Raw genomic sequence first — 24,086 nt, 5'->3', positions numbered from 1 at the left:
GCCGCCGTGCTTGCTCGCACGGCGGCTTTTTCAATTGCAGCGGCAGCAATGGATCGGGATCAGACCTGCTGCAGATCGCGCAGAAAATTGTCCCGCCACACCGACACGTTGTTCTCGCGAAGCTGCGCGATCATGTCCGCATAGCGTGCGCGCCGTTCGGCGAGCGGCATCGTCAGCGCCTGCGACAGCGCATCGGCCATCCCGTCGATATCGATCGGATTGACGATCAGCGCGCCCGTGAGCTCGCGCGCGGCGCCCGCGAAGCGCGACAGCACCAGCACGCCCGGATCGTCCGGATTCTGCGCGGACACGTACTCCTTCGCGACGAGGTTCATCCCGTCGCGCAGCGGCGTCACGAAACCCACGCGCGCGAGCCGGTACAGCGCGGCCAGCAGCTGCCGGTCGTACTGGCGGTGAATGTAGAGGATCGGCGCCCAGTCGAGCTCCGCGTAGCGCCCGTTGATGCGCCCCGACTCCGCTTCGAGCTGCAGCCGGATGTCCTGATACGCGCGCAGGTCCGCGCGCGTCGACGGCGCGATCTGCAGGAACGACACGCGGTTGCGAATCGACGCCTGATGCTCGAGCAGCTTCTCGAACGCCCGGAAGCGCTCGACGAGCCCCTTCGAATAATCGAGCCGGTCGACGCTCATGATCAGTTGCCGCCCGCGCAGCGACGTCGCGAGCGTGCGCACCGCCTTGCCGTGCTCGCCCGCCTGCGCGAGCGACGCGATCTCGTCCGGATACACGCCGATCGGATAGGCGGCCGCGCGCAGCGTCTGGCCGAACGCCCGCACGTGCGCCGTGTGCCCGTCGTGCTCGACCTCGCCGTCCGCCTCGAACGCGATGTAGTCGCAGAACGCGCGCAGATCGGGCTCGGTCTGGAAGCCGAGCAGATCGAACGCGCACAGCGACTCGACGAGCTCGCGGTGCGGCGGCACGTTGACGAGCACCTGCGCGGCCGGAAACGGGATGTGCAGGAAGAAGCCGATGCGGTTCTTCACGCCGGCGTCGCGCAGCGCGCGCGCGAACGGAATCAGGTGATAGTCGTGCACCCAGATCACGTCGTCGTCCTGCAGCAGCGGCACGAGCTGCTGCGCGAGCCACACGTTGACGCGGCGGTAGCCGTCGAATTCGTGGCGATCGTACTGGATCAGGTCCGCGCGGTAGTGAAACGCGGGCCACAGCGTCGCGTTCGAGAAACCGCGGTAGTACTGGTCGTAATCGCGGCGCGACAGCCCGACGGTCGCGAACGTCACCGGCCCGCGCTCCTCGATGCGGATCTGCGGCTGCGGCGCGCCGGACGCGACCACTTCGCCGCTCCAGCCGAACCACATGCCGCCGGTTTCCTTCAGCGCGTCGTAGACGCCGATCGCGAGGCCGCCCGCCGCCGGTTCGCCTTCCGAAATCGGTGCGACGCGGTTTGAAACGATGATGAGCCGGCTCATGCGTGCGGTTGCCCCGCGCCGAGCCAGCGTGCGATCTGCTCATGCAGTGCGTCGACCGAATCGAGCCGCATCCGCGCGGACGTCTCGCCCGCGCCGACCTTGATCGACAGGCCGCCGCGCGCGTTGACCACCGCGAAGCCCTTCTCGTCGGTCAGGTCGTCGCCCGCGAACAGCGGCACGCGGCCCGCAAACGGCGGCTCGTCGAGGAAGGCGGCCAGCGCGCGCCCCTTGTCGACGCCCTTCGGCTTGATCTCGAACACCATCTTGCCGGGTTGCAGCACGTACGCATCCGGATAGTCGGCGACGAGGCGCTCGGCCGCTTCGCGCGCCACCGCCTCGCGCTCGGGCGCATTGCGAAAGTGCAGCGCGACGGCCGCACCCTTGATTTCGAGCAGCATGCCCGGATGGCGATCGACCACGCCTGCGAGCTCGCGCTCGATGCGCAGCAGGCGCTCGTCGTTGAAGCCGATGCGCTGCGTGTCGCCGTTCGCGTCGCGGCGCTCCGCGCCGTGCAGGCCGGCGATCGGCAGGCCGGGCATCTTCAGGAACGTGTCGAGGTTGTCGATCCCGCGTCCGGACACGATCGCGACCGCGCCGTGCGAGCGGCGCGACAACTCGTCGAGCAGCGTCAGCAGCGACGGCGGAACGTGAATGCTGTCGGGGGTCGGCGCCAGCTCGACGAGCGTGCCGTCGAAGTCGAAGAAGAACGCGGTATCGGTCAGGGACAGGGAAGCCGGAACGGATTGCATCGATTCGATAGTCTGAGGGCCGGCCGGCAAAACGCAGGCCGCCACTGCGCGAATGGAGTTGTGCGCATCTTACCGCGCCTGCGCCCCCAGATGGGCGAAACCGGGGCAGCGCGGACGTCGCGCCGCCCGCCGCGTCAACTGCGACATATTGCCCCGCTCGCCGGCCCCGTACCGGTTTCAAAAGGACGCAGGCGCGCGAATTGCGCTACAGTCGCAACCGCCTGCCGCGCGACGCATGGCATCGCGCCGGCCGGTCACCCATTTCGCCCGATCGAGCCCCAGGATGCCGTCTCGCCTCTCCCGCCTCATCCGCACGGCCGCGGCCCTCGCCGCCGCCGTGGCGCTCGCCGCGTGCACGCACGACGAGCCGCGCTGGAACCTGACCAACGTCACCGGCCACCTGCCCGACCTGTCGTTCGAGCTGACGGGCGGCGACGGCCGTCCCGTCGACGCCGACGCGTTCCGCGGCCGCGTCGCGCTCGTCTACTTCGGCTACACGCACTGCCCCGACGTCTGCCCCGAAACGCTGGCGCGGCTGATGGAAGTGCTGGCGAAGCTCGGCCCGCAGGCGGACAACGTGCGCATCCTGTTCGTCTCGGTCGACCCCGCGCGCGATACGCCGCAGGCAATGCAGTCCTACGTCGCCGCGTTCGACGCCGCGCATGCGCGCGGCCTGACCGGCACCGACGGCCAGATCGAATCGCTCGCGAAGCGCTATCGCGTCGCGTACCAGATGGAAAAACGCGATCCGTCCGGCGGCTACGAAGTGACGCACAGCTCGGCCGTCTACGTCTTCGACGCGACCGGCCGCGCACGCCTGCTCGCGACCGATCGCGATTCGCCCGACGCCATCGCCGCCGATGTGCGCCGGATCATCGACGCTGCCTCCACGACCTGAATTCCGCCATGAACACGAAAACGACCTTCAAGACGTTCGCCCTCGTCGCCGCGCTGTGCGCCGGCGCGCACGCGTATGCCGCCGGCGCGATCAGCGCGCAGAACGCGTGGGTGCGCTGGCTGCCGAACAAGCTGCCCGCGGGCGGCTACGTGACGCTCGTGAACACCGGCGACAAGCCGATCGACCTCGTCGACGTCGACAGCCCCGACTACGGGATGGCGATGCTGCACCAGACGGTGTCGAACGGCTCGACGCAGAAGATGGAAATGGTCGACAAGCTGACGATCCCCGCGCGCGGCAAGGTCGACATCGCGCCGGGCGGCTATCACTTCATGCTCGAGGAACCGAAGCACGCGATCAAGCCCGGCGACACCGTGCACCTGCGCCTGAAATTCTCCGACGGCGAAACGGTCGATGCGCCGTTCGCCGTGAAATCGCCGGCCAAGACGAAGTGATGCGCGCGCGATGAACGTCCTGTACTGGCTCGATCCGTGGGAACCGTCGCCGACCGTGGTCATCGCGGTGCTGACGGCCGCCGTGCTGTTCGTGCGCGGCGCGAGGAAGGCGAAGGTGTCGCCGCTGCGGCAGTTCTCGTTCTGGTTCGGGCTGACCGCGCTCTACATCGCGCTGCACACGCGGCTCGACTACTTCTTCGAGCACGAATTCTTCCTGCACCGCGCGCAGCACCTCGTGCTGCACCATCTCGGGCCGTTCTTCATCGCGCTGTCCTATCCGGGCGCGGCGATCCGTGCGGGCATTCCGTTCCGCTGGCGGCAGCGCTTCGTGCGCCCCGCGCTCGCGTGGGCGCCGGTGCGGGCGACGCTCGACGTGGTGTTCCATCCGGTCGTCGCAGTCGTGCTGTTCGTCGGGCTGATCTATTTCTGGCTGCTGTCGCCGATCCACTTCATCGCGATGCTCGACTGGCGCCTCTATCGCGTGATGAACTGGAGCATGGTGATCGACGGGCTGCTGTTCTGGTGGCTCGTCGTCGATCCGCGCCCCGCGCCGCCCGCGCGACTGTCGCCGGGCCGCCGGATCCTGATCGTCGTCGCGGCAATCCCGCCGCAGATCGCGCTCGGCGCGCTGATCTTCTTCACGCCGCACGAGCTGTATCCGATCTATTCGATCTGCGGCCGCGCGTTCACGTGGCTGAGCCCGCTGCGCGACCAGCAGATCGGCGGCCTGCTGCTGTGGATTCCCGGCTCGATGATGAGCGTGATCGGCGCGCTGATCGCACTGCGGCACTGGCTGCGGCTGTCCGCGCGCGGGCGCCTGATCGGCGAACGGGTCGCGCAGCGCGCGGACAAGCCGCCGGTCGCACGCACCGCGCACTGACCGCCGCGGCGCGCGGCGCGCGTCATGCTCGCGCGCTGCTCATCCACACGTGCGGGATGCCGTCCTCGTCGTGCACGTCCGAACTCGGCGTGAAGCCGAATGCCCCGTAGAAACGCTGCAAGTGGGCCTGCGCATGCAGGCTCACCGGCGTATCCGGCCATTGCGCGCGGATATGCTCGAGCGCGCGCGACAGCAGCCCGTTGCCGAGGCCCGCGCCGCGAAACGCGGCGGTCGTCAGCACGCGGCCGATGCGCACGTCGGTGTGCTGCGCGTCCGGCAGCAACACGCGCAGATAGCCGGCCAGGCGGCCGGCCGGATCGAAGGCGGCCAGGTGCCACGCGGCCTGGTCCGCATCGTCGATGTCGCGATACACGCAGTTCTGTTCGACGACGAATACGGCGCTGCGCGCTTCGAGGATCGAATAGATTTCGCGTGCCGTCAGCGCGTCGAAGGGTTTCCAGCGCCAGTCGAGATCGGCGGCGCTCGGGGATGCGGCGGGTGCGGAGGCGTTCATGTGCGGTCCTGATTCGGGCGCGCCGGCCGGCGCGCGGCAACCGTCGATTATGCCTCGAAGCACGCGTCGCGCGCGACCGCCTGCCCGCGCGCGAAAAAAAGGCCCCGCATCGCGCGGGGCCTGCTCGTCATGCGGTCATGCCGGCATCTGGCCGAAGCGGCCGCTGTTGAAATCGTCGATCGCGGTCCGGATTTCCTCTTGCGAATTCATCACGAACGGGCCGTAACCGACGACCGGCTCGTCGATCGGCTCGCCGCTCAGGATCAGCAGCTTCGCGTCGCCGTTCGCTTCGATCTCGACGTCGCTGCCGTCGCGGCCGAGTTGCACGAACTGCGCTTCGCGCGCCACCGTCTCGCCGTTCACCAGCACGGTGCCGCTCAGCACGACCACCGCGAGCGTGCGCCCTTCGGCGACCGGGAACCGCGCATGGCCGCCCGCCACGAGCCGCACGTCCCACACGTCGATCGGCGTGTGCGTGCGGGCCGGGCCGCGCCGCCCGTCGAACTCACCGGCGATGATCCGCGCGCGCCCCGCGCCGTCCGGCAGCTCGACCACCGGGATATCGGCGTTCAGCAGCGTCTGGTAGCCGGGCGCGCCCATCTTGTCCGCGGCGGGCAGGTTCACCCACAGCTGCACCATCTCGAGCGGGCCGCCCCGCGTCGTGAACGCCTCCGAGTGGAATTCCTCGTGCAGGATCCCGCTCGCGGCCGTCATCCACTGCACGTCGCCCGGGCCGATCGTGCCGCCCGCGCCCGTCGAGTCGCGGTGCGCGACTTCGCCGTCATAGACGATCGTCACCGTTTCGAACCCGCGGTGCGGATGCTGGCCGACACCGCGCGGCGCGCTCGCCGGTTCGAACGTCGCCGGACCGGCGTAATCGAGCAGCAGGAATGGGCTCAGGTGCGTGCCGTGAGACTGGTAGCTGAACATCGAACGCACCGGGAAACCGTCGCCGACCCAATGGCCGCGCGGCGCACTGTACACACCCTGGATCTTCTTCATTTGCCTTCTCCGAATTGCGGCGAAACCCGTGTTTCGCATCCTTGAGCGACAATATAGAGATGGAACGATCGATCCGGTAGACTGCCGAAATCGCACTCAGCGTTCCATTTCATGAACGATAAAGCGCGGGATCTGAACGATCTCTACTACTTCGTGCAGGTCGTCGAACATGGTGGCTTCGCGCCGGCCGGGCGCGCGCTGGACATGCCGAAATCGAAGCTGAGCCGCCGTATCGCGCTGCTCGAGGCGCGGCTCGGGATGCGGCTGATCCAGCGTTCGACGCGCCGCTTCACGGTCACCGACGTCGGGCAGACCTATTACGCGCATTGCCGCGCGATGCTCGTCGAGGCCGATGCCGCCGACGAGGCGATCGCGCTGCTGCACGAGGAGCCGCGCGGCATCGTGCGCGTCAGTTGCCCGATCGTGCTGCTCGATTCGCTGGTCGGCACGATGATCGCCGCGTTCATGGCCGCGTGCCCGCGCGTCGAGATTCACCTGGAAGCTACCAACCGGCGCGTCGACGTGGTCGGCGAAGGGATCGACGTCGCGATCCGCGTGCGGCCGCCGCCGCTCGAGGACAGCGATCTCGCGCTGCGCGTGCTCGCCGAGCGCGGCCAGTGCCTCGTCGCGAGCCCCGCGCTGCTGCGCGAGCATGGCGTACCGGCCGTTCCCGCCGATCTGACGCGCCTGCCGAGCCTCGATCACGGCGTGCCGCAGTCCACGCACGTGTGGCGGCTGCGCGGGCCCGACGGCGCGCACGCGGAAATCCATCACCAGCCGCGCTTCGTGACGGGCGGCATGCTCGCGCTGCGCGCGGCGGCCGCCGCGGGCGTCGGCGTCGTGCAGTTGCCGACGATGATGGTGCGCGACGAGGTGTCGCGCGGTGAACTGGTCACCGTGCTGCCCGACTGGGCGCCGCGCCGCGAAATCGTGCACGCGGTGTTCGCGTCGCGCCGCGGGCTGCTGCCCGCGGTGCGGGCGTTGCTCGATTTCCTGGCCGAGCGGTTCGCCGAACTCGAACCCGACTGAACGCGCCGCATCACGCACAACCGTGCGCTGCAGACCGCGCGCGCGTGCCGTAGACTGCGGTACGCGCAATGCGCATTTTCACAACCCCTATCGCTTTCCCGCCATGTTCACGCTGTCCAACGACCCTACCGCCTCCAAGGCCGATCAATACGCGACGCTCGTCGAGCAGGCACGCGCGCTCGTCGAATCCGAACGCGACCTGACCGCGAACGCCGCGAATTTCTCCGCGCTCGTGTATCACTCGCTCGATCGCCTGAACTGGGCGGGCTTCTACTTCTTCGACGGCACCGAGCTCGTGGTCGGGCCGTTCCAGGGCAAGCCCGCGTGCGTGCGGATCGCGCTCGGCAAGGGCGTGTGCGGCACGGCCGCGCAAACGCGCGAGACGCAGGTCGTGCGCGACGTGCACGACTTCCCGGGCCATATCGCGTGCGATGCGGCGTCGGAATCGGAAATCGTCGTGCCGCTGGTGGCCGCCGACGGCACGCTGATCGGCGTATGGGACGTCGACAGCCCGGTCGCCGCGCGCTTCGACGACGAAGACCGCCAAGGGATGGAAGCGCTGTGCCGCGTGTTCGTCGAACACGCGTGGCAGAAGGCGCGCGGTTAGGCGTCGCGGCGCCGCGGCGCTGGCCGCCGAACGACACGGGCCCCGCGAAGGGGCCCGTTTCATTGCAATGCCGCGCCGCCGTCTGCGGCGCACGACCGGCGTCAGGCTGCGTGCGTGCCCGAAAGCGCGGCGAACCCCTGCGGCTTCGCGTCCTCGGTCAACACCTCGAAGCCCGTTTCCGTCACCACGACCATGTGCTCCCACTGCGCGGACAGCGAATGGTCCGCCGTGACGACGGTCCAGCCGTCGGCCAGCATGCGCGTGTCGCGCTTGCCCGCGTTCAGCATCGGCTCGATCGTGAAAATCATCCCCGGCCGCAGCGGCAGGCCGGTGCCCGGGCGACCGTAATGCAGCACCTGCGGCTCGTCGTGATAGACGTCGCCGATCCCGTGTCCGCAATACTCGCGCACCACGCTGAATCCTTCGCGATGGGCGACCTGCTGGATCGCATAGCCGACGTCGCCGAGCGTCGCGCCGGGACGCACCGCGCGGATGCCGGCATGCATCGCCTCGTAGGTCGACGCGACGAGCCGCCGCGCGAGTTCGTTCGGTTCGCCGACGAAATACATGCGGCTCGTATCGCCGAACCAGCCGTCCTTGATCACCGCGATGTCGAGGTTCACGATATCGCCGTCACGCATCGGCCGCGACGTCGGAATGCCGTGACAGACCACGTGATTGACCGACGTGCACAGCGTCTTCGGATAGCCGTGGTAGCCGATGTTCGCGGGGATCGCGCCCAGTTCGTCGACGATGTATTCGCGGCAGCGCGCGTCGAGCTCGTCGGTGGTGACGCCCGGCTTCACGTGCTCGGTGATCATCGTCAGCACCTGCGACGCGAGCTTCGCGGCTTCGCGCGACTTGGCGATTTCCGCGGCACCGCGGATCGGAATTTCGCGTTTCGCCATTACGCCACCTGCTCGATGCTCTGCGCGACCGTCTCGGCCGGCCCCACGTCGCCGCCCCGCGCCTCGGCCTCGATCAACATCTTGCAGATGTCGCCGTAGGAGAGCGCCGGATTGAGTTCCGCCAGCATCCCGACGCGCAGCCAGTGTTCGGCCTGTGCATTGATCGAACGGCTCAGCGCCGTGCTCGTCGAGCGCAGCCGTTCATGCATGTGCTCGGAAATCTTGATGATGCCCATATATCCCCAATTAAACGAAACGTAGCTGTTTTGTATATTACGCCGTGCACGACGACCGGGCAAGCCGTTCGCGCCCGCCTCCCGCCGCCCTGCGGCCGGAAATGCCGTTGACATCAAATTCCAGTTTGCTGGAAAATCAATCCATCATGAAAGAATCAACGATCACCGCGGCCGACGATACCGGCATCAACGAGCGCATTGCCCGGCGCGTGCGCGACCTGCGCACCGTCCGAGGCTACACACTCGACGCGCTGGCCGCGCGTTCCGGCGTCAGCCGTTCGATGATCTCGCTCATCGAACGCGCGGCGGCCAGCCCGACGGCCGTCGTGCTCGACAAGCTCGCGGCCGGCCTCGGCGTGTCGCTGGCCGGGCTGTTCGGCGGTGACCGGGACGACGCGCCCGCCCAGCCGCTCGCACGGCGTGCGCAGCAGGCCGAATGGCGCGATCCGGCGTCCGGCTATGTGCGACGCAACCTGTCGCCGGCCGGCTGGCCGTCGCCGATCCAGCTCGTCGAGGTCGATTTCCCGCCCGGCGCGCGCGTCGCGTACGACAGCGGCGGGCGCGAAAGCGCGCTGCATCAGCAGGTGTGGATCATCAGCGGCCGCGTCGACGTCACGTTCGGCGATACGCTTCACGAACTTCGCGAAGGCGACTGCCTGGCGATGCGGCTCGACCAGCCGCTGATTTTCAGCAATCCGTCGCCGCATGCGGCGCGCTATATCGTCGCGATTTGCGATGCATCCGCCGCCGGCATGCGCGGCGCGTAATGCGCGCGCCGTGTGTGCAACCGGTTTAGCCAAACAGGAAGGAAACGTATGAATTCCCCGACACAGCGCGACGACGTGCGCCTGATCGATTGCAGCGAGGCCGAACACGCGGCGGCCATTCTCGAGATCCTGAACGACGCGATCGTGAACTCGACCGCGCTGTACGACTACCGGCCGCGCCCGCCGGAAGCGATGATCACGTGGTTCGCGACGAAGCGCGCGGGCGGCTTTCCGATCATCGGCGCCGTCGACGCGGCGGGCACGCTGCTCGGCTTCGCGAGCTGGGGTACGTTCCGCGCGTTTCCGGCATTCAAGTACACGGTCGAGCACAGCGTCTACGTGCGCAACGATCAGCGCGGTCGCGGGCTCGGCGAACTGCTGCTGCGCGAAGTGGTCCGGCGTGCGCGCGAAGCGCAGGTCCACGTGCTGGTCGGCTGCATCGACGCGGCCAACGCCGGCAGCATCGCACTGCATACGAAACTGGGGTTCGAGCACGCGGGCACGATCGCGGAGGCCGGATTCAAATTCGGCCGTTGGCTCGATGCGGCGTTCTATCAACTGAAGCTCGAGACGCCGGTGCAGCCGGTGGATGGGTAATTGCTTTGCGGCCGGCGCATAAATCGACGCCAAGACTTACCCCACCCTACCCGCATCGTTTTGCCACCGGACGCTCTCTTCCGACCAGTCTCTCGACCCACTATGTAACGACGCGCGAGCGGCACGGGCAATTTTCAGCAGAGCGGCAACGGCAGCCGTATTTTTATTTATCAGGCATTCACCTTGAATGCCGCCTTCTTTTACGTGGAAATATAATCGACGCAAGATGCGGCGGCTAGCATTTACTGCGGCAACCGTCTTTAAATGCGCAATAGAGATCGTCCACGCAAGCACGTCTGATGCAGATATCGTGATCTGCACCTGAATTCGAAGCCGAAACTACAACGCCCAGTGCTGACAAAAATAATCTTCATTCCCAATGGAGAAACATTCAATTTAATTGGATATGAAATCATCAAATCAACTACTAGGGGTAAACGATAGATAGCTTGTCACACCTTATTTAAGGAAATTTCCTAATATGATCTGACGGGGATCTACAGATCTGATTATTGCTTGCCACATGAAAATCATTACGGCACCATTTTTTTAAAATTATCGGGAAATTTCACCAAGACCCCTGGCGGCCGCAGACAGGGCAGAAAGACCTATTGCCGACGAAAAAACATTTTCTGGGCGCGAACGCTGAACATTGCCGAAAATATACAGCCCGAATCGCAGATGCCGTGAATTTTGCCTGCCAAAGAGTATCGGATCGTCAATCGCAGATTGCGGAGGCGTTTATGTAAAAAATCAAGCCATCCATGAACCGAGTGTGGCGAAACACCAAATCCATCTTTCATCGTGGAGACCGAAAATGACTTCCTATTATGTCGACTTCAACAACGACACCAAGCAAACCTGGACCATGGCTGTATATCAGACCCTGCCGAGTTCCATTGGATTGGAAAGCGTGTCGTGGAAGCAAACGACCGTTCCTCAAAGTGGCGCCAGCGGTGTGACGTGGGATATTTTCTATAACGTCGCCATTGCCAATTACCAGCAGATTGGCGGCATCGGAGTCTACAAAGCCAGTCAGACGCTGACGACGGAATTGGGGACGTCATGGGACTGCATTTTTAAAGACAACGTCCAGCAATTGGTGCCGGGGTCCGGTTCCGTACCTCCGGATTCCGTCCTGATCAACAACAAGTCGACCAATCTCGCGAACCTTGGTATCGGCATGAGCGGTCAGGGATCCGTGTTCAAGAAGGGCGTGGTCAGCGGCGCATCGGCTCAGTTCCAGGTGACACCGACTTATTGGGTCGGCTTGTTCAATTCACTCGTCCTCGGCGAAGTGATCTCGAGCAACGTCGTCGTGGGTCCGCTACAGCTGTCTTATCCCAGCGGGCAGAACCTCGCAACCGTCAATGCATACATGGACGGCAACACGATCAAGCTCAACGTCACATATGGCCAGCAAGTGGCCGTCGAAAATAGTGTGGTGGACAGAATCATTGCTGCGCAACCGACGCGATCAGGGATTTTGCTCGAGTACGGCAACTAAACGGCTACGTGCTCTTGTCATGCGAGGGACAGGCGCCGTTACGGCGCCTGTCTTGTTACACAAAATTTTCCGATGTGGACAATTGATATGCGAACCATTGCCAAGATTCTCTTTCCGACCTTGATGGCCTGCCTTGTGTTCAACGGAGAAGCCGGCGCCGCCGAAAAATCCTTTTGCTATTACCATCACAATTGCCCTGCCGACGGAAAACTGCCGAAAGGTCAATTGCCCGAGCAATATACCAAGCGCCAGTGCACGAACGGTGGAGGAAAGAGCTGGGGCGACGGCCCGAAGAGCTGTGAGAACGTAAACGATTGACGGGCCTTGGTATTGAGGGACGACTTCAGACGTGATTGCACGAATTTCGACGATGCCGACATTTTTGCCGGACCGAACCCGTCGGCAAAGGAATTCTCCTGTGAACCGCCCTGGTTATTCGGAGATTTTCTGTCGATACCGCCTATGTCGATTGACACGTAGCAATCCATCGCGACGAGATCGACGGTCAATCGCCCCTCAAAATCACACTGCCTGCCCGGACGATGCAATAGCAGGAAGAATGGCGTAGTTATTTAACATCCCAACGACTGCTTTTATATTTGTGGCGCATCTTTATCTCGTGCCTAAACGGTGCGCTCGCAGCCCCCTGCCACTTCCCTCGTTGTGGCAGGGGTTTTTTAGTGTCTTCCGATATTACGGTCGCACGGTCGGGCCCTGCCATAGAAAGACCTTCCAAACGGGTTGGACGAGTTGCGCGGCGGCTGGAGCGCAGCCACTTTCAAGAAATGACGCTCGAACAGCGCTTCGTGCCGGAACTCTGCATGTGCGCCCGAAGCCGGAGGGCAGCGCGACCGCCACCATTGATGGAAAGCCCATTACCGGCGGCGGCCGCAAGTACCACTCCTCCCCGCAGTACGAAGCCCTCGTTCCGATCCTGCGGCCACGGGGCGGTATTACCCTCACACGTTCGACGGCCGAAAAATCGCCATCGATGGCATGAAAACCGCGTGCGGAGCGACGCTGATCGCATCCTGGTCGTCCCGACGTCGGCTCGGGTAACGCGACGACTGGTGTCGCTACGTCCGCCCAGTAACCCTGAAACCCGATGCGGTGAAGAACGGTGCCCGTTCCTGACCATGCCCGAGCCGATGCTTCGCCTGCAGGCGTGGTTACGCGTGCCTCTTGAGTGGTTCGAGGCGGCTTTGTATTGCTCCGGGTGATTTACTTACGAGAATGAAAGCGCCGCAGAAAAAAGAAAAGCCCTGACGAATCAGGGCTTTATCTCGTTCTACCTGGAGGCGCGAGCCGGAGTCGAACCGGCCTAAACGGCTTTGCAGGCCGCTGCATAACCGCTTTGCTATCGCGCCAAAAGCGGACTGTCCGGATGCCGTGAGGCAAGCGGCAGATTTTTATTCGAGGACCGGAAGTCCATCAAATAAAAAGGGAAGCGTGGCTTCCCCATTACTGGAGCGGGAGACGAGTCTCGAACTCGCGACCTCAACCTTGGCAAGGTTGCGCTCTACCAACTGAGCTACTCCCGCATTGTCCTGCACCTGCAGCGCTTCGCCGACCAACACGCTGCCAGAAAAATCTGGAGCGGGAGACGAGTCTCGAACTCGCGACCTCAACCTTGGCAAGGTTGCGCTCTACCAACTGAGCTACTCCCGCATGTGTCCTGCATCTGCAGCGCTTTGCCAACCAACACGCTGCCAGAAAAAAATCTGGAGCGGGAGACGAGTCTCGAACTCGCGACCTCAACCTTGGCAAGGTTGCGCTCTACCAACTGAGCTACTCCCGCGTATTGCTGCGCTACTGCTTCCCCGTCACACACTTAATTCGTCGTGCAGCGGAGAAGCGAGATTATGTCGAAGGCACATTCGTGTGTCAAGGGCTTTTCCAACCCTTTTTACAAAAACCGCTGCCGAACCGGCGCAGCAGGTCACGCGCCGCCGCGCTCGCGAATCTGCGGCCATGCGAGCTTCATGTAGTACAGCATCGACCAGATGGTCAGCACCGCGGCCAGGTACATCAGCCACTCGCCCCACACGCGCGTATCGATCGTCACGATGCCGAGCGGCAGCGGCCCGTAGAACAGCAGCATCGGAATCGCGACCATCTGGCACGCGGTCTTGAACTTGCCGAGCTGGTTCACCGCGACGCTCTTCGACGCGCCGATCTGCGCCATCCATTCGCGCAGCGCCGAAATCGCGATCTCGCGACCGACGATCACGAGCGCGATCGCCGCGTCGACCCGCGAAATCTGCACGAGGATCAGCAGCGCGGCCGTGACCATCAGCTTGTCCGCCACCGGGTCGAGAAACGCGCCGAACGACGACGTCTGGTTCCACTTGCGCGCGAGGAAGCCGTCGAACCAGTCGGTCAGCGCGGCGAGGATGAAGATCGCCGCCGCCGCGAGATTGCGGTGCGCGCCGCCCATCACCGTGTCCGGCAGATAGAACACGCCGACGACGAGCGGAATCAGCACGATCCGTACCCACGTCAGGAAAATCGGGAAATTGAACGGCATGGCATGCGGGACAGTAAAGGATTCGCAATTGTGCCGTGTCGACCGGCCTGCCACAAGAACGCTGGCAACGCCGCCGGCCGCACGGCCGCGTCAGTGAAGCTGCTTGTAGATCTGCTCGGCGAGCGCGCGCGAAATGCCTTCGACGCTCGCCAGTTCCTCGACACTCGCGGCCACCACGCCGCGCAGCCCGCCGAAGCGCGCGAGCAGCCGCTGCCGGCGCTTCGCGCCGACGCCTTCGAGCTCCTCGAGCCGCGACGTCTGGCGCGCCTTCGCCCGCTTCGCCCGCATGCCGGTGATCGCGAAGCGGTGCGCCTCGTCGCGGATCTGCGCGACGAGCATCAGCGCGGCGCTCTCCTTGCCGAGTTCGAGCGGCGCGCGGCCGTCCGCGAACACGAGCGTCTCGAGGCCGACCTTGCGCCCCTCGCCTTTCGCGACGCCGACCAGCATCGACGTGTCGAGGCCGAGCTCGGTGAACACCTGCCGCGCGATCTCGACCTGCCCCTTGCCACCGTCGATCAGCACGATGTTCGGCAGCAGGCTCGACGCTTCGGCCTCGCGCGTCGATTCGCCGTCGATGCCGGCCGCTTCGTCGGCGGCCGCCGCCTGCGCGGCCTGCTCGACCATCTTCTCGTAGCGGCGCGTGAGCACCTGCCGCATCGCCGCGTAATCGTCGCCCGGCGTGATGCCCGTGATGTTGTAGCGGCGGTATTCGCTCGACTGCATCTTGTGATGGTGATAGACGACGCACGACGCCTGCGTCGCCTCGCCCATCGTATGGCTGATGTCGAAGCATTCGATCCGCAGCGTCGCCAGATCGTCGCTGTCGTAGCTGAGCGTGTCCGCCAGCGCGCGTGTGCGCGCCTGTTGCGAGCCCTGCTCGGACAGCAGCCGCGCGAGCGCGAGCCGCGCGTTCTGCTCGGCCATCGACAGCCACGCGCGCCGCTGTCCCTGCGGCTGCCGCACCAGCGACACCTTGTAGCCGGCCTGCTCGGACAGCAGCTCCAGCAGGTCGCGGCTCGCCGGCGCATGGCTGACGACGAGCACGGGCGGCACGCGGTTGCCGAGATAGTGTTGCGCGATGAACGCATCGAGCACCTCGGCCTCGACCGACGCTGCGGCCGCGCCGCGCGCGCCGCCGGCCTCTTCCGCAGCCTGATCGGGCACCGCATCGACCGTCGAGCCGACCGTCGCACCGACCGCCTCCACCGGTTCGGCCTCTTCGCCGAGACCGCCCTCGGCGAGCGTCAGTGCGCTTTCGACATGCGTCGGGAAATACGCCTTGTCGCCGAGGTGCCGGCCGCCGCGCACCATCGCGAGGTTCACGCACACGCGTCCGCCCAGCGCGACGACGGCCAGGATGTCGACGTCGCTGTCGCTGCCGACCTCGATCGCCTGCTGGTGCAGCACCGTCGCGAGCGAGCTCATCTGGTTGCGCACGGCCGCCGCCTGCTCGAATTTCAGCTCGGCCGCGAACGCGTGCATCTTCTGCTCGAGTTCCTTCATCACTTCGGACTGCCGGCCGAGCAGGAACCGCGCGGCGTTCGACACGTCGACCGCGTAATCCTCGCCGGAGATCGCGCCGACGCACGGCGCCGTGCAACGCCCGATCTGATGCAGCAGGCACGGCCGCGTGCGGTTGTTGAAGACGGAATCCTCGCAGGTGCGCAACTGGAACACGCGCTGCAGGATCTGGATGCTCTCGCGCACGGCCCATGCGCTCGGGAACGGCCCGAAGTACTGGTTCTGCTTGTCGACCGAGCCGCGGTAGTACGCCATCCGCGGAAAACGGTGCGCGGTGAGCTTCAGGTACGGATACGACTTGTCGTCGCGAAACAGGATGTTGTAACGCGGCGCGAGCGCCTTGATCAGGTTGTTCTCGAGCAGCAGCGCTTCGGCTTCCGAGCGCGTGACCGTCGTTTCGATGCGCGCGATGCGCGTGACCATCATCGCGATGCGCGGCGACAGTTGCGTCTTCGTGAAATAGCTCGACACGCGCTTTTTCAGGTCGCGCGCCTTGCCGACGTAGAGCACGGCGCCCGCCGTGTCGTAATAGCGATAGACGCCCGGCATGTGCGGCAACTGCGCAAGGATCTTCTTCGGTTCGAACGGAGTATCGGAGGCTTCTGGGGATGTCATGCGTGATCCGGGCGCCTTGTAACGCGGAACGGGTCTATTAGAATCGCCAGTTTAGAGCATTCACCCGCCCGCTTCGATGCCACACCCCGCCGCTGCCCCCCTCTCCGCCGTCCCGCTCGCGCCGGGCGAACCGATCGCCTGCGACCTCTTCTGCACGGTGATCGACAATTTCGGCGACATCGGCGTGTGCTGGCGCGTCGCGCGCCAGCTCGCGCACGAGCACGGCTGGCAGGTTCGGCTGTTCGTCGACGACCTGCACACGTTCGCGCGCCTGCTGCCCGAAGTCGATCCCGACGCGGGGCGGCAAACGGTCGATGCGATCGTGATCGAGCACTGGCACGCGGAAGTCGGCGACGCGCTGGACATCGCCGATGTCGTGATCGAGGCGTTCGCGTGCGAACTGCCCGGCCCGTATCTCGCGGCGATGGCGCGGCGCGCGCGGCGCCCCGTGTGGATCAACCTCGAGTACCTGAGCGCCGAGGACTGGGTCGCCGATTTCCATTTGCGGCCGTCGCCGCATCCGCGCTACCCGCTGCTGAAGACGTTCTTCTTCCCGGGCCTGTCGGCCGGGACCGGCGGCGTGCCGAAGGAGCGCGACCTCGACACGCGCCGCGCGGCCTTCGACGCCGATCCGTCAGCGCGCGCCGCGTGGTGGCAGCGCGCGACCGGCGGCCCGCCGCCGGCGCCCGGCACGACGGTCGTCAGCCTGTTCGCCTACGAGAACCCGGCCGTCGACGCACTGCTCGCGCAGTGGCGCGACGGTCCGTCGACGGTCGTTGCGCTCGTGCCGGTCGGGCGGCTGTCGCCCGCCGTCGCGCGGTTTTTCGGGGTCGAAGCGTTCGAGGCGGGCGCCCACGTGCACAGCGGCAACCTGACCGCCCATGGCCTCGCGTTCGTGCCGCAGGCCGACTACGACCCGCTGCTGTGGGTCGCCGATCTCAATTTCGTGCGCGGCGAGGATTCGTTCGTGCGCGCGCAATGGGCGCGCAAGCCGTTCGTGTGGCACATCTACCCGCAGGCCGACGACGTGCACCTGCCCAAGCTCGACGCCGCGCTCGCGCACCTGTCGGCCGGCCTCGCCGATGCGCCGCGCGTGGCGCTCGAACGGTTCTGGCATGCATGGAACGGCGCCGGCACGCCCGACTGGGCCGATTTCTGGCAACATCGCGCCGCGCTGCACGCCAATGCACGCCGCTGGGCCGACGCGCTCTCGGCCGTCGGCGATCTCGCGGGAAAGCTGGCGGAATACGCAAAATCTCAGTTAAAATAAGCGGTTATCCGACGGCTGACCACGCAAGCGCTCGCGTTTGGGCGCTTGGCGCCCCCCGGAACGCCCCGCCGCTTGCGCCGTCAGCCGTTGCGCAACGCTCAGGCACCTATTTATTTGATTGGATCAGGACAGTTTTTATGAAGACCGCACAGGAACTCCGCGTAGGCAACGTCGTGCAGATCGGCAGCGAAGCATGGGTCATCGCAAAGGCGGAATACAACAAGTCGGGCCGTAACTCGGCCGTCGTCAAGATGAAGATGAAGAACCTGCTGACGAACGCAGGTCAGGAATCGGTCTACAAGGCTGACGACAAGTTCGACGTCGTCGTGCTCGACCGCAAGGAAGTGACGTACTCGTACTTCGCCGACCCGATGTACGTGTTCATGGACGCCGACTACAACCAGTACGAAGTCGAAGCCGAAATGATGGGCGAAGCGCTGAACTACCTCGAAGACGGCATGGCTTGCGAAGTCGTGTTCTACAACGAGAAGGCGATCTCGGTCGAACTGCCGACGATCCTCGTTCGCGAAATCACCTACACGGAACCGGCCGTGAAGGGCGACACGTCGTCGGGCAAGGTGCTGAAGAACGCGAAGCTGGCGACCGGCTTCGAACTGCAAGTGCCGCTGTTCTGCAACACCGGCGACAAGATCGAAATCGATACGCGCACGAACGAATACCGCAGCCGCGCGTAATCGTCGGCGATACCCGCATCGAACAAAGCGCCCTTCGGGGCGCTTTTTGTTTGTCTGGCGTCAACAGCTGCCACAACTCGGCGCCGGAAGCAGCACAAAAGCCACCGGTAAAGATATTCAATTTGTATCATCGGTAACTGTTTTATAGCGCCGGAGAAATAATGCGCGTGACGCGTTCGGTGGGGCATAAAATCAGTCTTTAATCCGACATGCGGCTGCGGTCCGCTGGCCGACAGCCCGCCTCTCTTGACTCGACTCGCGTCCACCATGCCACACGCCCTGATTGTCGAAGACGATCCCAACAGCCTGTCAGGCCTCACCGCGCTGCTCGCCGCAGACGGCTTCTCGGTCGACACGGCCACGTCGCTCGCCGAAGCGCGCACGGCGCTCGGCCGCTCGATCCCCGACGTCGTGCTCGTCGACCTGAACCTGCCGGACGGCAGCGGGTTCGACCTGCTCCAGCACCTGCCGCAGCAACAGCCGAACGGCTCGCTGCCCGTAATCGTGCTGACCGGCAACGCGACGGTCGAGAGCGCCATCGAGGGCCTGCGTCACGGCATCTGGGACTACCTGCTCAAGCCGATCAACATCCCGCGTCTGCGCAGCCTGCTCGCGCGGATTCCCCGCCCGTACGAACTGATCGACGAAGTGCAGTCGCTGCGTGCGTCGCTGCGCCATCTCGGCCGCTTCGGTGCGCTCGTCGGTCGCAGCGACGCGATGCAGCACGTGTACGACATGATCGAGCACAACGCCCGCACCGAAACGGCCGTGCTGTTCTCGGGCGAAGCCGGCACCGGCAAGAAGCTGGCCGCGCGCACGCTGCACGAACTGAGCCGGCGCCGCAAGGGGCCGTTCGTCTCGTTCGACTGCCGGATGCTCGCGCAGGCCGGCCGGCACGGCGCGTCGCTCGACAGCGTGCTGTTCGGCCATGAACGCGGCGCGTTCGACGGCGCCGAACGCCGCGAATCGGGCCTGTTCGAGCAGGCCGGCGGCGGCACGCTGTTCCTCGACGAAATCACCGCATTGCCGCTCGTGCTCCAGGAAGCGCTGCTGCACGCGCTCGATTCGCAGAACTTCATGCGGATCGGCGGCACGAGTTCGATCACCAGCGATTTCCGGCTGATCGCGGCCACGCGCCGTCCGGCGCGCGAAGCGGTGGCGAACGGCACGCTGCGCGAGGATCTGTGGCTGCGTCTCGACGCGGCGTCGATCACGATGCCGCCGCTGCGCGAGCGCGACGGCGATGCGCTCGCGATCGCGGACGCGCAGATCGACGAACTGAACCGCGAAGCGCGCGCGACCGGCCGCAGCACGACCGACAAGCGCGCGGCGCCAGGCTTCGTGCGCGATTGTCTGTCGTACGAATGGCCGGGCAACGTGCGCGAACTGCAGGAACGCGTGCGTTTCGCGTACGACGCATCGGGCGACTTCATCGAGACGCTGCGTGCCGGCGAGGCCAGCTTCTCCGCCGGCGCCGCGCTGAACGGCAGCAGCGTGCAGATCAAGGTCGGCACGCCGCTGTCGGACGTCGAGGATCTGCTGATCCGCGCGACGCTCGACGCGGTCGGCGGGACGCGCCACCGTGCGGCGACGCTGCTCGGCATCAGCCCGAAGACGCTGTACAACAAGTTGCAGCGGATGAAGGTGAACTGAGCGGCGGGCGCCTGAATACGGGCGCTGGTCGGATCTGACCGTTAGTTGCGTTCAAATTCATTCCGGCGACCGGAACGGCGCTGCGCGCCATCCCTGTCCGCTTACGCCAGCGCGCTCTTCAGCAGCGCCTGCGCCCGCAGATACTCGGGCTGCGCGATCAGCTTGTCCCATTTCAGCGCCTTGCCGCGCGCGCGCATCCGCTTGATGCGCCGCACCGATTCGGCCGAAGCCCGCGCCTTCAATCCGTTCAGCACGACTTCGGCCGCGTCCGGCTGGTTACACACGAGCACCATGTCGCAACCGGCGGCGAGCGCGGCGTCGGCCGCCTGCGTGAGCGTGCCGCCTTCGCGGGCAGCCTCCATCGACAGGTCGTCGCTGAAGATCGCGCCCGTGAAGCCGAGCTTGCCGCGCAGGATGTCCTGCAACCACACGCGCGAGAATCCGGCCGGCCGCTTGTCGACCTGCGTGTAGATCACGTGCGCCGGAATCACCGCGGCAAGCGACAACCCGAGCCAGTCGTACGGCGCGACGTCCTGTTCGATGATCGCATCGAGCGGGCGGTCGTCGGTCGGCAGCGCGACGTGCGAATCGGCCTCCGCGAAACCGTGCCCGGGAAAATGCTTGCCGCAGTTCGCCATGCCGGCGAGCGACAGCCCGTGGTTCAGGCTCTTCGCGAGCAGCGTGACGACGCGCGGATCGCGATGGAACGCACGATCGCCGATCACCTTCGAGTGCCGGTAGTCGAGGTCGAGCACGGGCGTGAAGCTCATGTCGATCCCGCACGCGCGCAATTCGGCAGCGAGGATGTAGCCAACGGCGGTCGCGACCTTCGTCGCGAGCAGCACGTCGCGATCCCACAGTTCGCCGAGGCGGCGCATCGCGGGCAGCACCGTGAAGCCGTCGGTGCGGAACCGCTGCACGCGCCCGCCCTCGTGATCGACGGCGATCAGGATGTCTTCGCGCACCGCGCGGATCGCGTCGGTCAGCGCGGTCAGTTGCGCACGATTCTGGAAGTGCCGCGCGAACAGGATCACGCCGCCGGTATTCGGATGCGCGAGGCGCCGCGCATCGTCGCGCGACAGGCTCGTGCCGACGACGTCGAGCATGACCGGGCCGGGAGTCGTTTTCATCAGATCGGGAATTCCGTCAGGAGGAGGTTCGGGAAACAGGTGCAGGGGCACGCGCGGCGGCCGTTTCAGCGGCCGTTTCAGCGTCCGTCTCGGCGACCACGAACGACACCGCGTAGTCGCGTTCGTCGCTGACCGTCACGCGCGCCGTGATGCCGCGCGCGGCCAGCCAGTCGGCCAGCTCGCCCGACGCGACCACGTACGGCTCGCCGCTCGGGTGGTTGAGCGTCTGCAGCGCGCGCCACGTCATCGGCCAGTGCATGCCGAGCCCGATCGCCTTCGAGAACGCTTCCTTCGCGGAGAAGCGCGTCGCGAGAAACGCGATGCCGCGCGCCTCGGAGCGTGCGCGCCGCGCGTGGAACACGCGCAGTTCGTCGGGGCCGAGCACCTTCTCGGCAAACCGGCCGCCCGTGCGTTCGAGCACGGCCGCGACGCGGCTCACCTGCGCGATGTCGGTACCGATGCCGTAGATCGCCATGTCAGTCTCCGCCGGAGTGGCCCGGCGAGCCCGGGTCAGGCGCGTCGCACACGGCGTGCGGGGCGCGGCAGCCTCGCATCGTCACCGTGCGCCGCCGTGCAGCGCGGCGACGCGTGCGGCGACCATGATCGCCTTCATCTCGCGCACCGCGTTGTCCCAGCCCGCGAAGATCGCGTGCGCGACGATCGCGTGGCCGATGTTCAGTTCGACGATGCCGTCGATCGCGGCGATCTGCTGCACGTTCGTGTAGTGCAACCCGTGGCCCGCATTGACCTTCAGGCCCAGCCGCGCGCCGGCCTGCACGCCCGCGACGATACGCTCGTATTCGCGCTGCTGCTCCGCTTCGTCGTGCGCTTCGGCGTAGCGGCCCGTATGCAGCTCGATCACCGGCGCGCCGGCTTCGTGCGCGGCGCGGATCTGCGTGTCGTCCGGGTCGATGAACAGCGACACGCGCACGCCCACGTCGGCGAGCTGCTTGCACGCCGCGCGCACGGCCTCGAAGTGGCCGGCCACGTCGAGACCGCCTTCGGTCGTCAGTTCCGCGCGCTTCTCCGGCACGAGGCACGCGTCGTGCGGACGCACTTCGCACGCGATGTCGAGCATCTCGGCCGTCACCGCGCATTCGAGATTCATGCGCGTCTTCAGCAGCGGGCGCAGTTCGCGCACGTCGGCGTCGACGATGTGACGACGATCCTCGCGCAAATGCAGCGTGATCGCATCCGCACCGGCCTCTTCGGCGGCGAGCGCCGCGCGGATCGGATCGGGATAGCGTGTGCCGCGCGCATTGCGCAGCGTCGCGACGTGGTCGATGTTCACGCCGAGGTCGATGGCGGTGGGCGTGGTCAGGAAGAAGCTCATAGGTTTTGCAGGTCGATCAGGATCTGACGCGTGGCAAGCGGCGTGCCGCCGAGATAGGTGTTCAGCAGGAAGCGCATCAGCGTCTTGCTCTGCGCGACCGTCTGGGCTCGATGGTAATCGTCCTGCTCCATGTCGAGCAACGTCTGCCCGGTGATGACCGGCCAGTGCGACGGCACGTCGTCGTCCGCATTGCGCACGCCGCGCTCCGGATCGAACACGTAGCGGCGCTCGGGTTCGACCGCGCGACGCGCGACCGTGCGGTTCAGCGCCATCGCATAGCCGGTCTCGCGCAGCAGCACGCGCTCGAACGAGCGCAGCACCTGCACGGCGGGCTCGCCGTGCGCGAGACGCGTGAGCGTCAGCACGTAATGATTGAACAGCGGCGGCTGCGGATCCTCGCGCGCGCAGAATTTCACGAGCAACTCGTTCGCGTAGAAACCGCACAACAGCCCGTCGCCGCCGAGCGGCAGCATCCCGCCGACCCACTCGGCGCCCGTCAGCGTGCGCACCTCGGATTTGCCGGACCACGACAGCAGCAGCGGCTGGAAGGTCTGCAATACGCCGCGCAACGCGGAGTGCGGGCGCTTCGCGCCCTTCGCGACTAGCGCGAGCCGGCCGTGGTCGCGCGTCAGCACGTCGACGATCAGGCTCGTTTCCCGATACGGATAGCTGTGCAGCACGAACGCCGGCTGCTCGGCGACGCGGAAATCGGACGTGCGAGACGTCGCGCGCCGCGCCTTGCGCGGCGGTTCGGGCGGTGCCGGCAGCGGCGCGTCGTTCGCGCCGGCCGTCACCGCGTCTTCGGTCGACGTCAGCGCGTCATTCGTACCCATAGGCACGCAGCCCCGCCTCGTTGTCGGCCCAGCCGCTCTTCACCTTCACGAAGGTCTCGAGGTACACGGGGCCGTCGAACAGCTTCTCCATGTCCATCCGCGCCTCGGTGCTGATCTGCTTGAGCTTCTCGCCCTTCTTGCCGATCACCATCGCCTTGTGCGAATCGCGCTCGACGAGGATCGTCGCGAAGATGCGCTTCAGGCGGCCCTCCTCCTCGAACTTGTCGATCAGCACGGTGCTCGTGTACGGCAGCTCGTCGCCGGTCCAGCGGAATACCTTCTCGCGCAGGATTTCGGCCGCGAGAAAGCGCGAGCTGCGGTCGGTCAGCTCGTCCTCGCCGTAGATCGGCTCGCCTTCCGGCAGGTACGGCTTGATCGTGTCCAGCAGGCGCTTGATGTCTTCCGGCTTCTGCGCGGACAGCGGCACGAGCTCGGTGAACTCGCGCAACCCGCTCACCTTCTGCATGAACGGGAACAGCGTGGCCTTGTCGTTCACGCGGTCGATCTTGTTCGCGATCAGCAGCGTCGGCATGCCGGGCGGGATCAGGTCGAGCACCTTCTGGTCGTCGGGCCCGAAGCGGCCGGCCTCGATCACGAACAGGATCACGTCGACCGACGTCAGCGTCGACGTGACCGCGCGGTTCAGCGAACGGTTCAGCGCGGTGCTGTGACGGGTCTGGAAGCCGGGCGTGTCGACGAACACGAATTGCGCGTCGTCGAACGTGTTGATGCCGGTGATGCGGTGACGGGTCGTCTGCGCCTTGCGCGACGTGATGCTGATCTTCTGGCCGACGAGTGCGTTCATCAACGTCGACTTGCCGACGTTCGGGCGGCCCACGATCGCGATCATGCCGCAACGGAAACCGGTAGGAGCGGGAGTGTTCATATCGTTTGGGAGACAGGTTCGGAAACGGC

The 24,086-nt window shown here is 65.8% G+C and carries 25 protein-coding genes and 4 tRNA genes; 12 read left to right on the top strand and 17 right to left on the bottom strand.

All coding sequences use genetic code 11. The features are described 5' to 3' along the window. Positions 1-59 precede the first annotated feature (59 nt). Together otsA and otsB are read right to left on the bottom strand one after the other, a co-directional pair. The gene (gene otsA, locus GJG85_RS05745; protein ID WP_204383729.1) at positions 60-1,445 is read right to left on the bottom strand and encodes an alpha,alpha-trehalose-phosphate synthase (UDP-forming); all 1,386 of its coding nucleotides are present in this window, start codon (positions 1,443-1,445) and stop codon (positions 60-62) included. Next, positions 1,442-2,194 carry a trehalose-phosphatase gene (gene otsB, locus GJG85_RS05740; RefSeq protein WP_050011438.1) on the bottom strand — a complete coding sequence of 251 codons (753 nt, stop codon included), beginning with the start codon at positions 2,192-2,194 and terminating at the stop codon, positions 1,442-1,444. The genes otsA and otsB overlap by 4 nt, the downstream gene beginning before the upstream one ends. Before the next feature lie 283 nt (positions 2,195-2,477). Here otsB and GJG85_RS05735 point away from each other — a divergent pair, with 283 nt between their 5' ends. The 3 genes from GJG85_RS05735 to GJG85_RS05725 are packed head-to-tail and all read left to right on the top strand — an operon-like array spanning position 2,478 to position 4,427. Continuing rightward, entirely contained in the window at positions 2,478-3,092 is a 615-nt protein-coding gene (locus GJG85_RS05735) for an SCO family protein (protein WP_124629905.1), read from the top strand. Between the two features lie 8 nt (positions 3,093-3,100). After that, positions 3,101-3,547 (top strand): copper chaperone PCu(A)C, encoded by a 447-nt coding sequence (locus GJG85_RS05730; RefSeq protein ID WP_050011440.1) that lies wholly within the window; start codon positions 3,101-3,103, stop codon positions 3,545-3,547. A gap of 10 nt (positions 3,548-3,557) precedes the next feature. Further along, positions 3,558-4,427 (top strand): cytochrome c oxidase assembly protein, encoded by an 870-nt coding sequence (locus GJG85_RS05725; protein WP_089488278.1) that lies wholly within the window; start codon positions 3,558-3,560, stop codon positions 4,425-4,427. Between the two features lie 22 nt (positions 4,428-4,449). Here GJG85_RS05725 and GJG85_RS05720 read toward each other — a convergent pair whose 3' ends face one another. Further along, the gene (locus GJG85_RS05720) at positions 4,450-4,941 is read right to left on the bottom strand and encodes a GNAT family N-acetyltransferase (protein WP_089488277.1); all 492 of its coding nucleotides are present in this window, start codon (positions 4,939-4,941) and stop codon (positions 4,450-4,452) included. 135 nt (positions 4,942-5,076) lie between these two features. After that, positions 5,077-5,943 (bottom strand): pirin family protein, encoded by an 867-nt coding sequence (locus GJG85_RS05715; protein WP_050011444.1) that lies wholly within the window; start codon positions 5,941-5,943, stop codon positions 5,077-5,079. A gap of 111 nt (positions 5,944-6,054) precedes the next feature. On the opposite strand from GJG85_RS05715, the gene GJG85_RS05710 reads away from it, so the two are divergent. Continuing rightward, positions 6,055-6,972: a LysR family transcriptional regulator gene (locus GJG85_RS05710; RefSeq protein ID WP_050011446.1), complete on the top strand. Its 918-nt coding sequence runs from the start codon at positions 6,055-6,057 to the stop codon at positions 6,970-6,972. Positions 6,973-7,075: 103 nt separating this feature from the next. Continuing rightward, on the top strand, positions 7,076-7,579 hold the full coding sequence (locus GJG85_RS05705; RefSeq protein ID WP_089488276.1) for a GAF domain-containing protein: 504 nt from the start codon (positions 7,076-7,078) through the stop codon (positions 7,577-7,579). A gap of 101 nt (positions 7,580-7,680) precedes the next feature. Here the strand turns inward: GJG85_RS05705 and map are convergent, their stop codons facing one another. Both map and GJG85_RS05695 read right to left on the bottom strand, forming a co-directional pair. Beyond that, positions 7,681-8,487, bottom strand: coding sequence for a type I methionyl aminopeptidase (gene map / locus GJG85_RS05700; protein ID WP_089488275.1), 807 nt, complete (start codon positions 8,485-8,487; stop codon positions 7,681-7,683). After that, complete coding sequence (locus tag GJG85_RS05695) at positions 8,487-8,723, bottom strand: ParD-like family protein (RefSeq protein ID WP_050011449.1); 237 nt, start codon at positions 8,721-8,723, stop codon at positions 8,487-8,489. The genes map and GJG85_RS05695 overlap by 1 nt, the downstream gene beginning before the upstream one ends. 146 nt (positions 8,724-8,869) lie before the next feature. On the opposite strand from GJG85_RS05695, the gene GJG85_RS05690 reads away from it, so the two are divergent. The 4 genes from GJG85_RS05690 to GJG85_RS05675 all read left to right on the top strand — a co-directional run bounded on the left by GJG85_RS05690 (position 8,870) and on the right by GJG85_RS05675 (position 11,912). Continuing rightward, on the top strand, positions 8,870-9,490 hold the full coding sequence (locus GJG85_RS05690; protein ID WP_050011450.1) for a helix-turn-helix domain-containing protein: 621 nt from the start codon (positions 8,870-8,872) through the stop codon (positions 9,488-9,490). A 48-nt stretch (positions 9,491-9,538) separates the two neighbouring features. After that, positions 9,539-10,087: a GNAT family N-acetyltransferase gene (locus GJG85_RS05685; RefSeq protein ID WP_050011451.1), complete on the top strand. Its 549-nt coding sequence runs from the start codon at positions 9,539-9,541 to the stop codon at positions 10,085-10,087. Between the two features lie 817 nt (positions 10,088-10,904). Then, positions 10,905-11,594, top strand: a complete 690-nt coding sequence (locus GJG85_RS05680; RefSeq protein WP_050011453.1) for a hypothetical protein — start codon at positions 10,905-10,907, stop codon at positions 11,592-11,594. 87 nt (positions 11,595-11,681) lie between these two features. After that, positions 11,682-11,912: a hypothetical protein gene (locus GJG85_RS05675; protein WP_080334137.1), complete on the top strand. Its 231-nt coding sequence runs from the start codon at positions 11,682-11,684 to the stop codon at positions 11,910-11,912. A 975-nt stretch (positions 11,913-12,887) separates the two neighbouring features. Here GJG85_RS05675 and GJG85_RS05670 read toward each other — a convergent pair. The 6 genes from GJG85_RS05670 to uvrC all read right to left on the bottom strand — a co-directional run bounded on the left by GJG85_RS05670 (position 12,888) and on the right by uvrC (position 16,257). Further along, a tRNA-Cys gene (locus GJG85_RS05670) sits at positions 12,888-12,961 on the bottom strand. A 98-nt stretch (positions 12,962-13,059) separates the two neighbouring features. Continuing rightward, positions 13,060-13,135 (bottom strand) — tRNA-Gly (locus GJG85_RS05665). A gap of 51 nt (positions 13,136-13,186) precedes the next feature. Continuing rightward, positions 13,187-13,262, bottom strand: a tRNA-Gly gene (locus tag GJG85_RS05660). A 54-nt stretch (positions 13,263-13,316) separates the two neighbouring features. Further along, positions 13,317-13,392, bottom strand: a tRNA-Gly gene (locus GJG85_RS05655). Positions 13,393-13,533: 141 nt separating this feature from the next. Then, complete coding sequence (pgsA, locus tag GJG85_RS05650; protein ID WP_006482193.1) at positions 13,534-14,121, bottom strand: CDP-diacylglycerol--glycerol-3-phosphate 3-phosphatidyltransferase; 588 nt, start codon at positions 14,119-14,121, stop codon at positions 13,534-13,536. Positions 14,122-14,211: 90 nt separating this feature from the next. Next, positions 14,212-16,257: an excinuclease ABC subunit UvrC gene (gene uvrC / locus GJG85_RS05645; protein WP_050011454.1), complete on the bottom strand. Its 2,046-nt coding sequence runs from the start codon at positions 16,255-16,257 to the stop codon at positions 14,212-14,214. A 76-nt stretch (positions 16,258-16,333) separates the two neighbouring features. Here uvrC and earP point away from each other — a divergent pair, with 76 nt between their 5' ends. The 3 genes from earP to GJG85_RS05630 all read left to right on the top strand — a co-directional run bounded on the left by earP (position 16,334) and on the right by GJG85_RS05630 (position 19,875). After that, positions 16,334-17,527 (top strand): elongation factor P maturation arginine rhamnosyltransferase EarP, encoded by a 1,194-nt coding sequence (gene earP, locus GJG85_RS05640; RefSeq protein WP_050011456.1) that lies wholly within the window; start codon positions 16,334-16,336, stop codon positions 17,525-17,527. Positions 17,528-17,664: 137 nt separating this feature from the next. Then, positions 17,665-18,222, top strand: coding sequence for an elongation factor P (gene efp / locus GJG85_RS05635; protein ID WP_044844759.1), 558 nt, complete (start codon positions 17,665-17,667; stop codon positions 18,220-18,222). Positions 18,223-18,489: 267 nt separating this feature from the next. Further along, complete coding sequence (locus GJG85_RS05630; protein WP_050011458.1) at positions 18,490-19,875, top strand: sigma-54 dependent transcriptional regulator; 1,386 nt, start codon at positions 18,490-18,492, stop codon at positions 19,873-19,875. Positions 19,876-19,976: 101 nt separating this feature from the next. Here GJG85_RS05630 and nagZ read toward each other — a convergent pair whose 3' ends face one another. The 5 genes from nagZ to era form a co-directional block, all read right to left on the bottom strand. Further along, the gene (gene nagZ, locus GJG85_RS05625; RefSeq protein WP_050011459.1) at positions 19,977-21,005 is read right to left on the bottom strand and encodes a beta-N-acetylhexosaminidase; all 1,029 of its coding nucleotides are present in this window, start codon (positions 21,003-21,005) and stop codon (positions 19,977-19,979) included. Between the two features lie 16 nt (positions 21,006-21,021). After that, positions 21,022-21,480, bottom strand: a complete 459-nt coding sequence (gene acpS, locus GJG85_RS05620; RefSeq protein WP_050011461.1) for a holo-ACP synthase — start codon at positions 21,478-21,480, stop codon at positions 21,022-21,024. Positions 21,481-21,561: 81 nt separating this feature from the next. Continuing rightward, positions 21,562-22,338, bottom strand: coding sequence for a pyridoxine 5'-phosphate synthase (gene pdxJ / locus GJG85_RS05615; RefSeq protein WP_050011462.1), 777 nt, complete (start codon positions 22,336-22,338; stop codon positions 21,562-21,564). Then, positions 22,335-23,171, bottom strand: coding sequence for a DNA repair protein RecO (gene recO, locus GJG85_RS05610; protein WP_006476492.1), 837 nt, complete (start codon positions 23,169-23,171; stop codon positions 22,335-22,337). Before recO ends, pdxJ begins: the two co-directional genes overlap by 4 nt. Then, positions 23,158-24,057, bottom strand: coding sequence for a GTPase Era (gene era, locus GJG85_RS05605; RefSeq protein ID WP_050011463.1), 900 nt, complete (start codon positions 24,055-24,057; stop codon positions 23,158-23,160). The genes recO and era overlap by 14 nt, the downstream gene beginning before the upstream one ends. Positions 24,058-24,086 lie beyond the last annotated feature (29 nt).

Source organism: Burkholderia sp. MS389, assembly GCF_016899425.1.
In the GTDB taxonomy this organism is placed as follows: domain Bacteria; phylum Pseudomonadota; class Gammaproteobacteria; order Burkholderiales; family Burkholderiaceae; genus Burkholderia; species Burkholderia sola.
The sequence above is the reverse complement of the archived record's forward strand: the minus strand, read 5'-3'. Positions and strand labels throughout refer to the sequence as shown.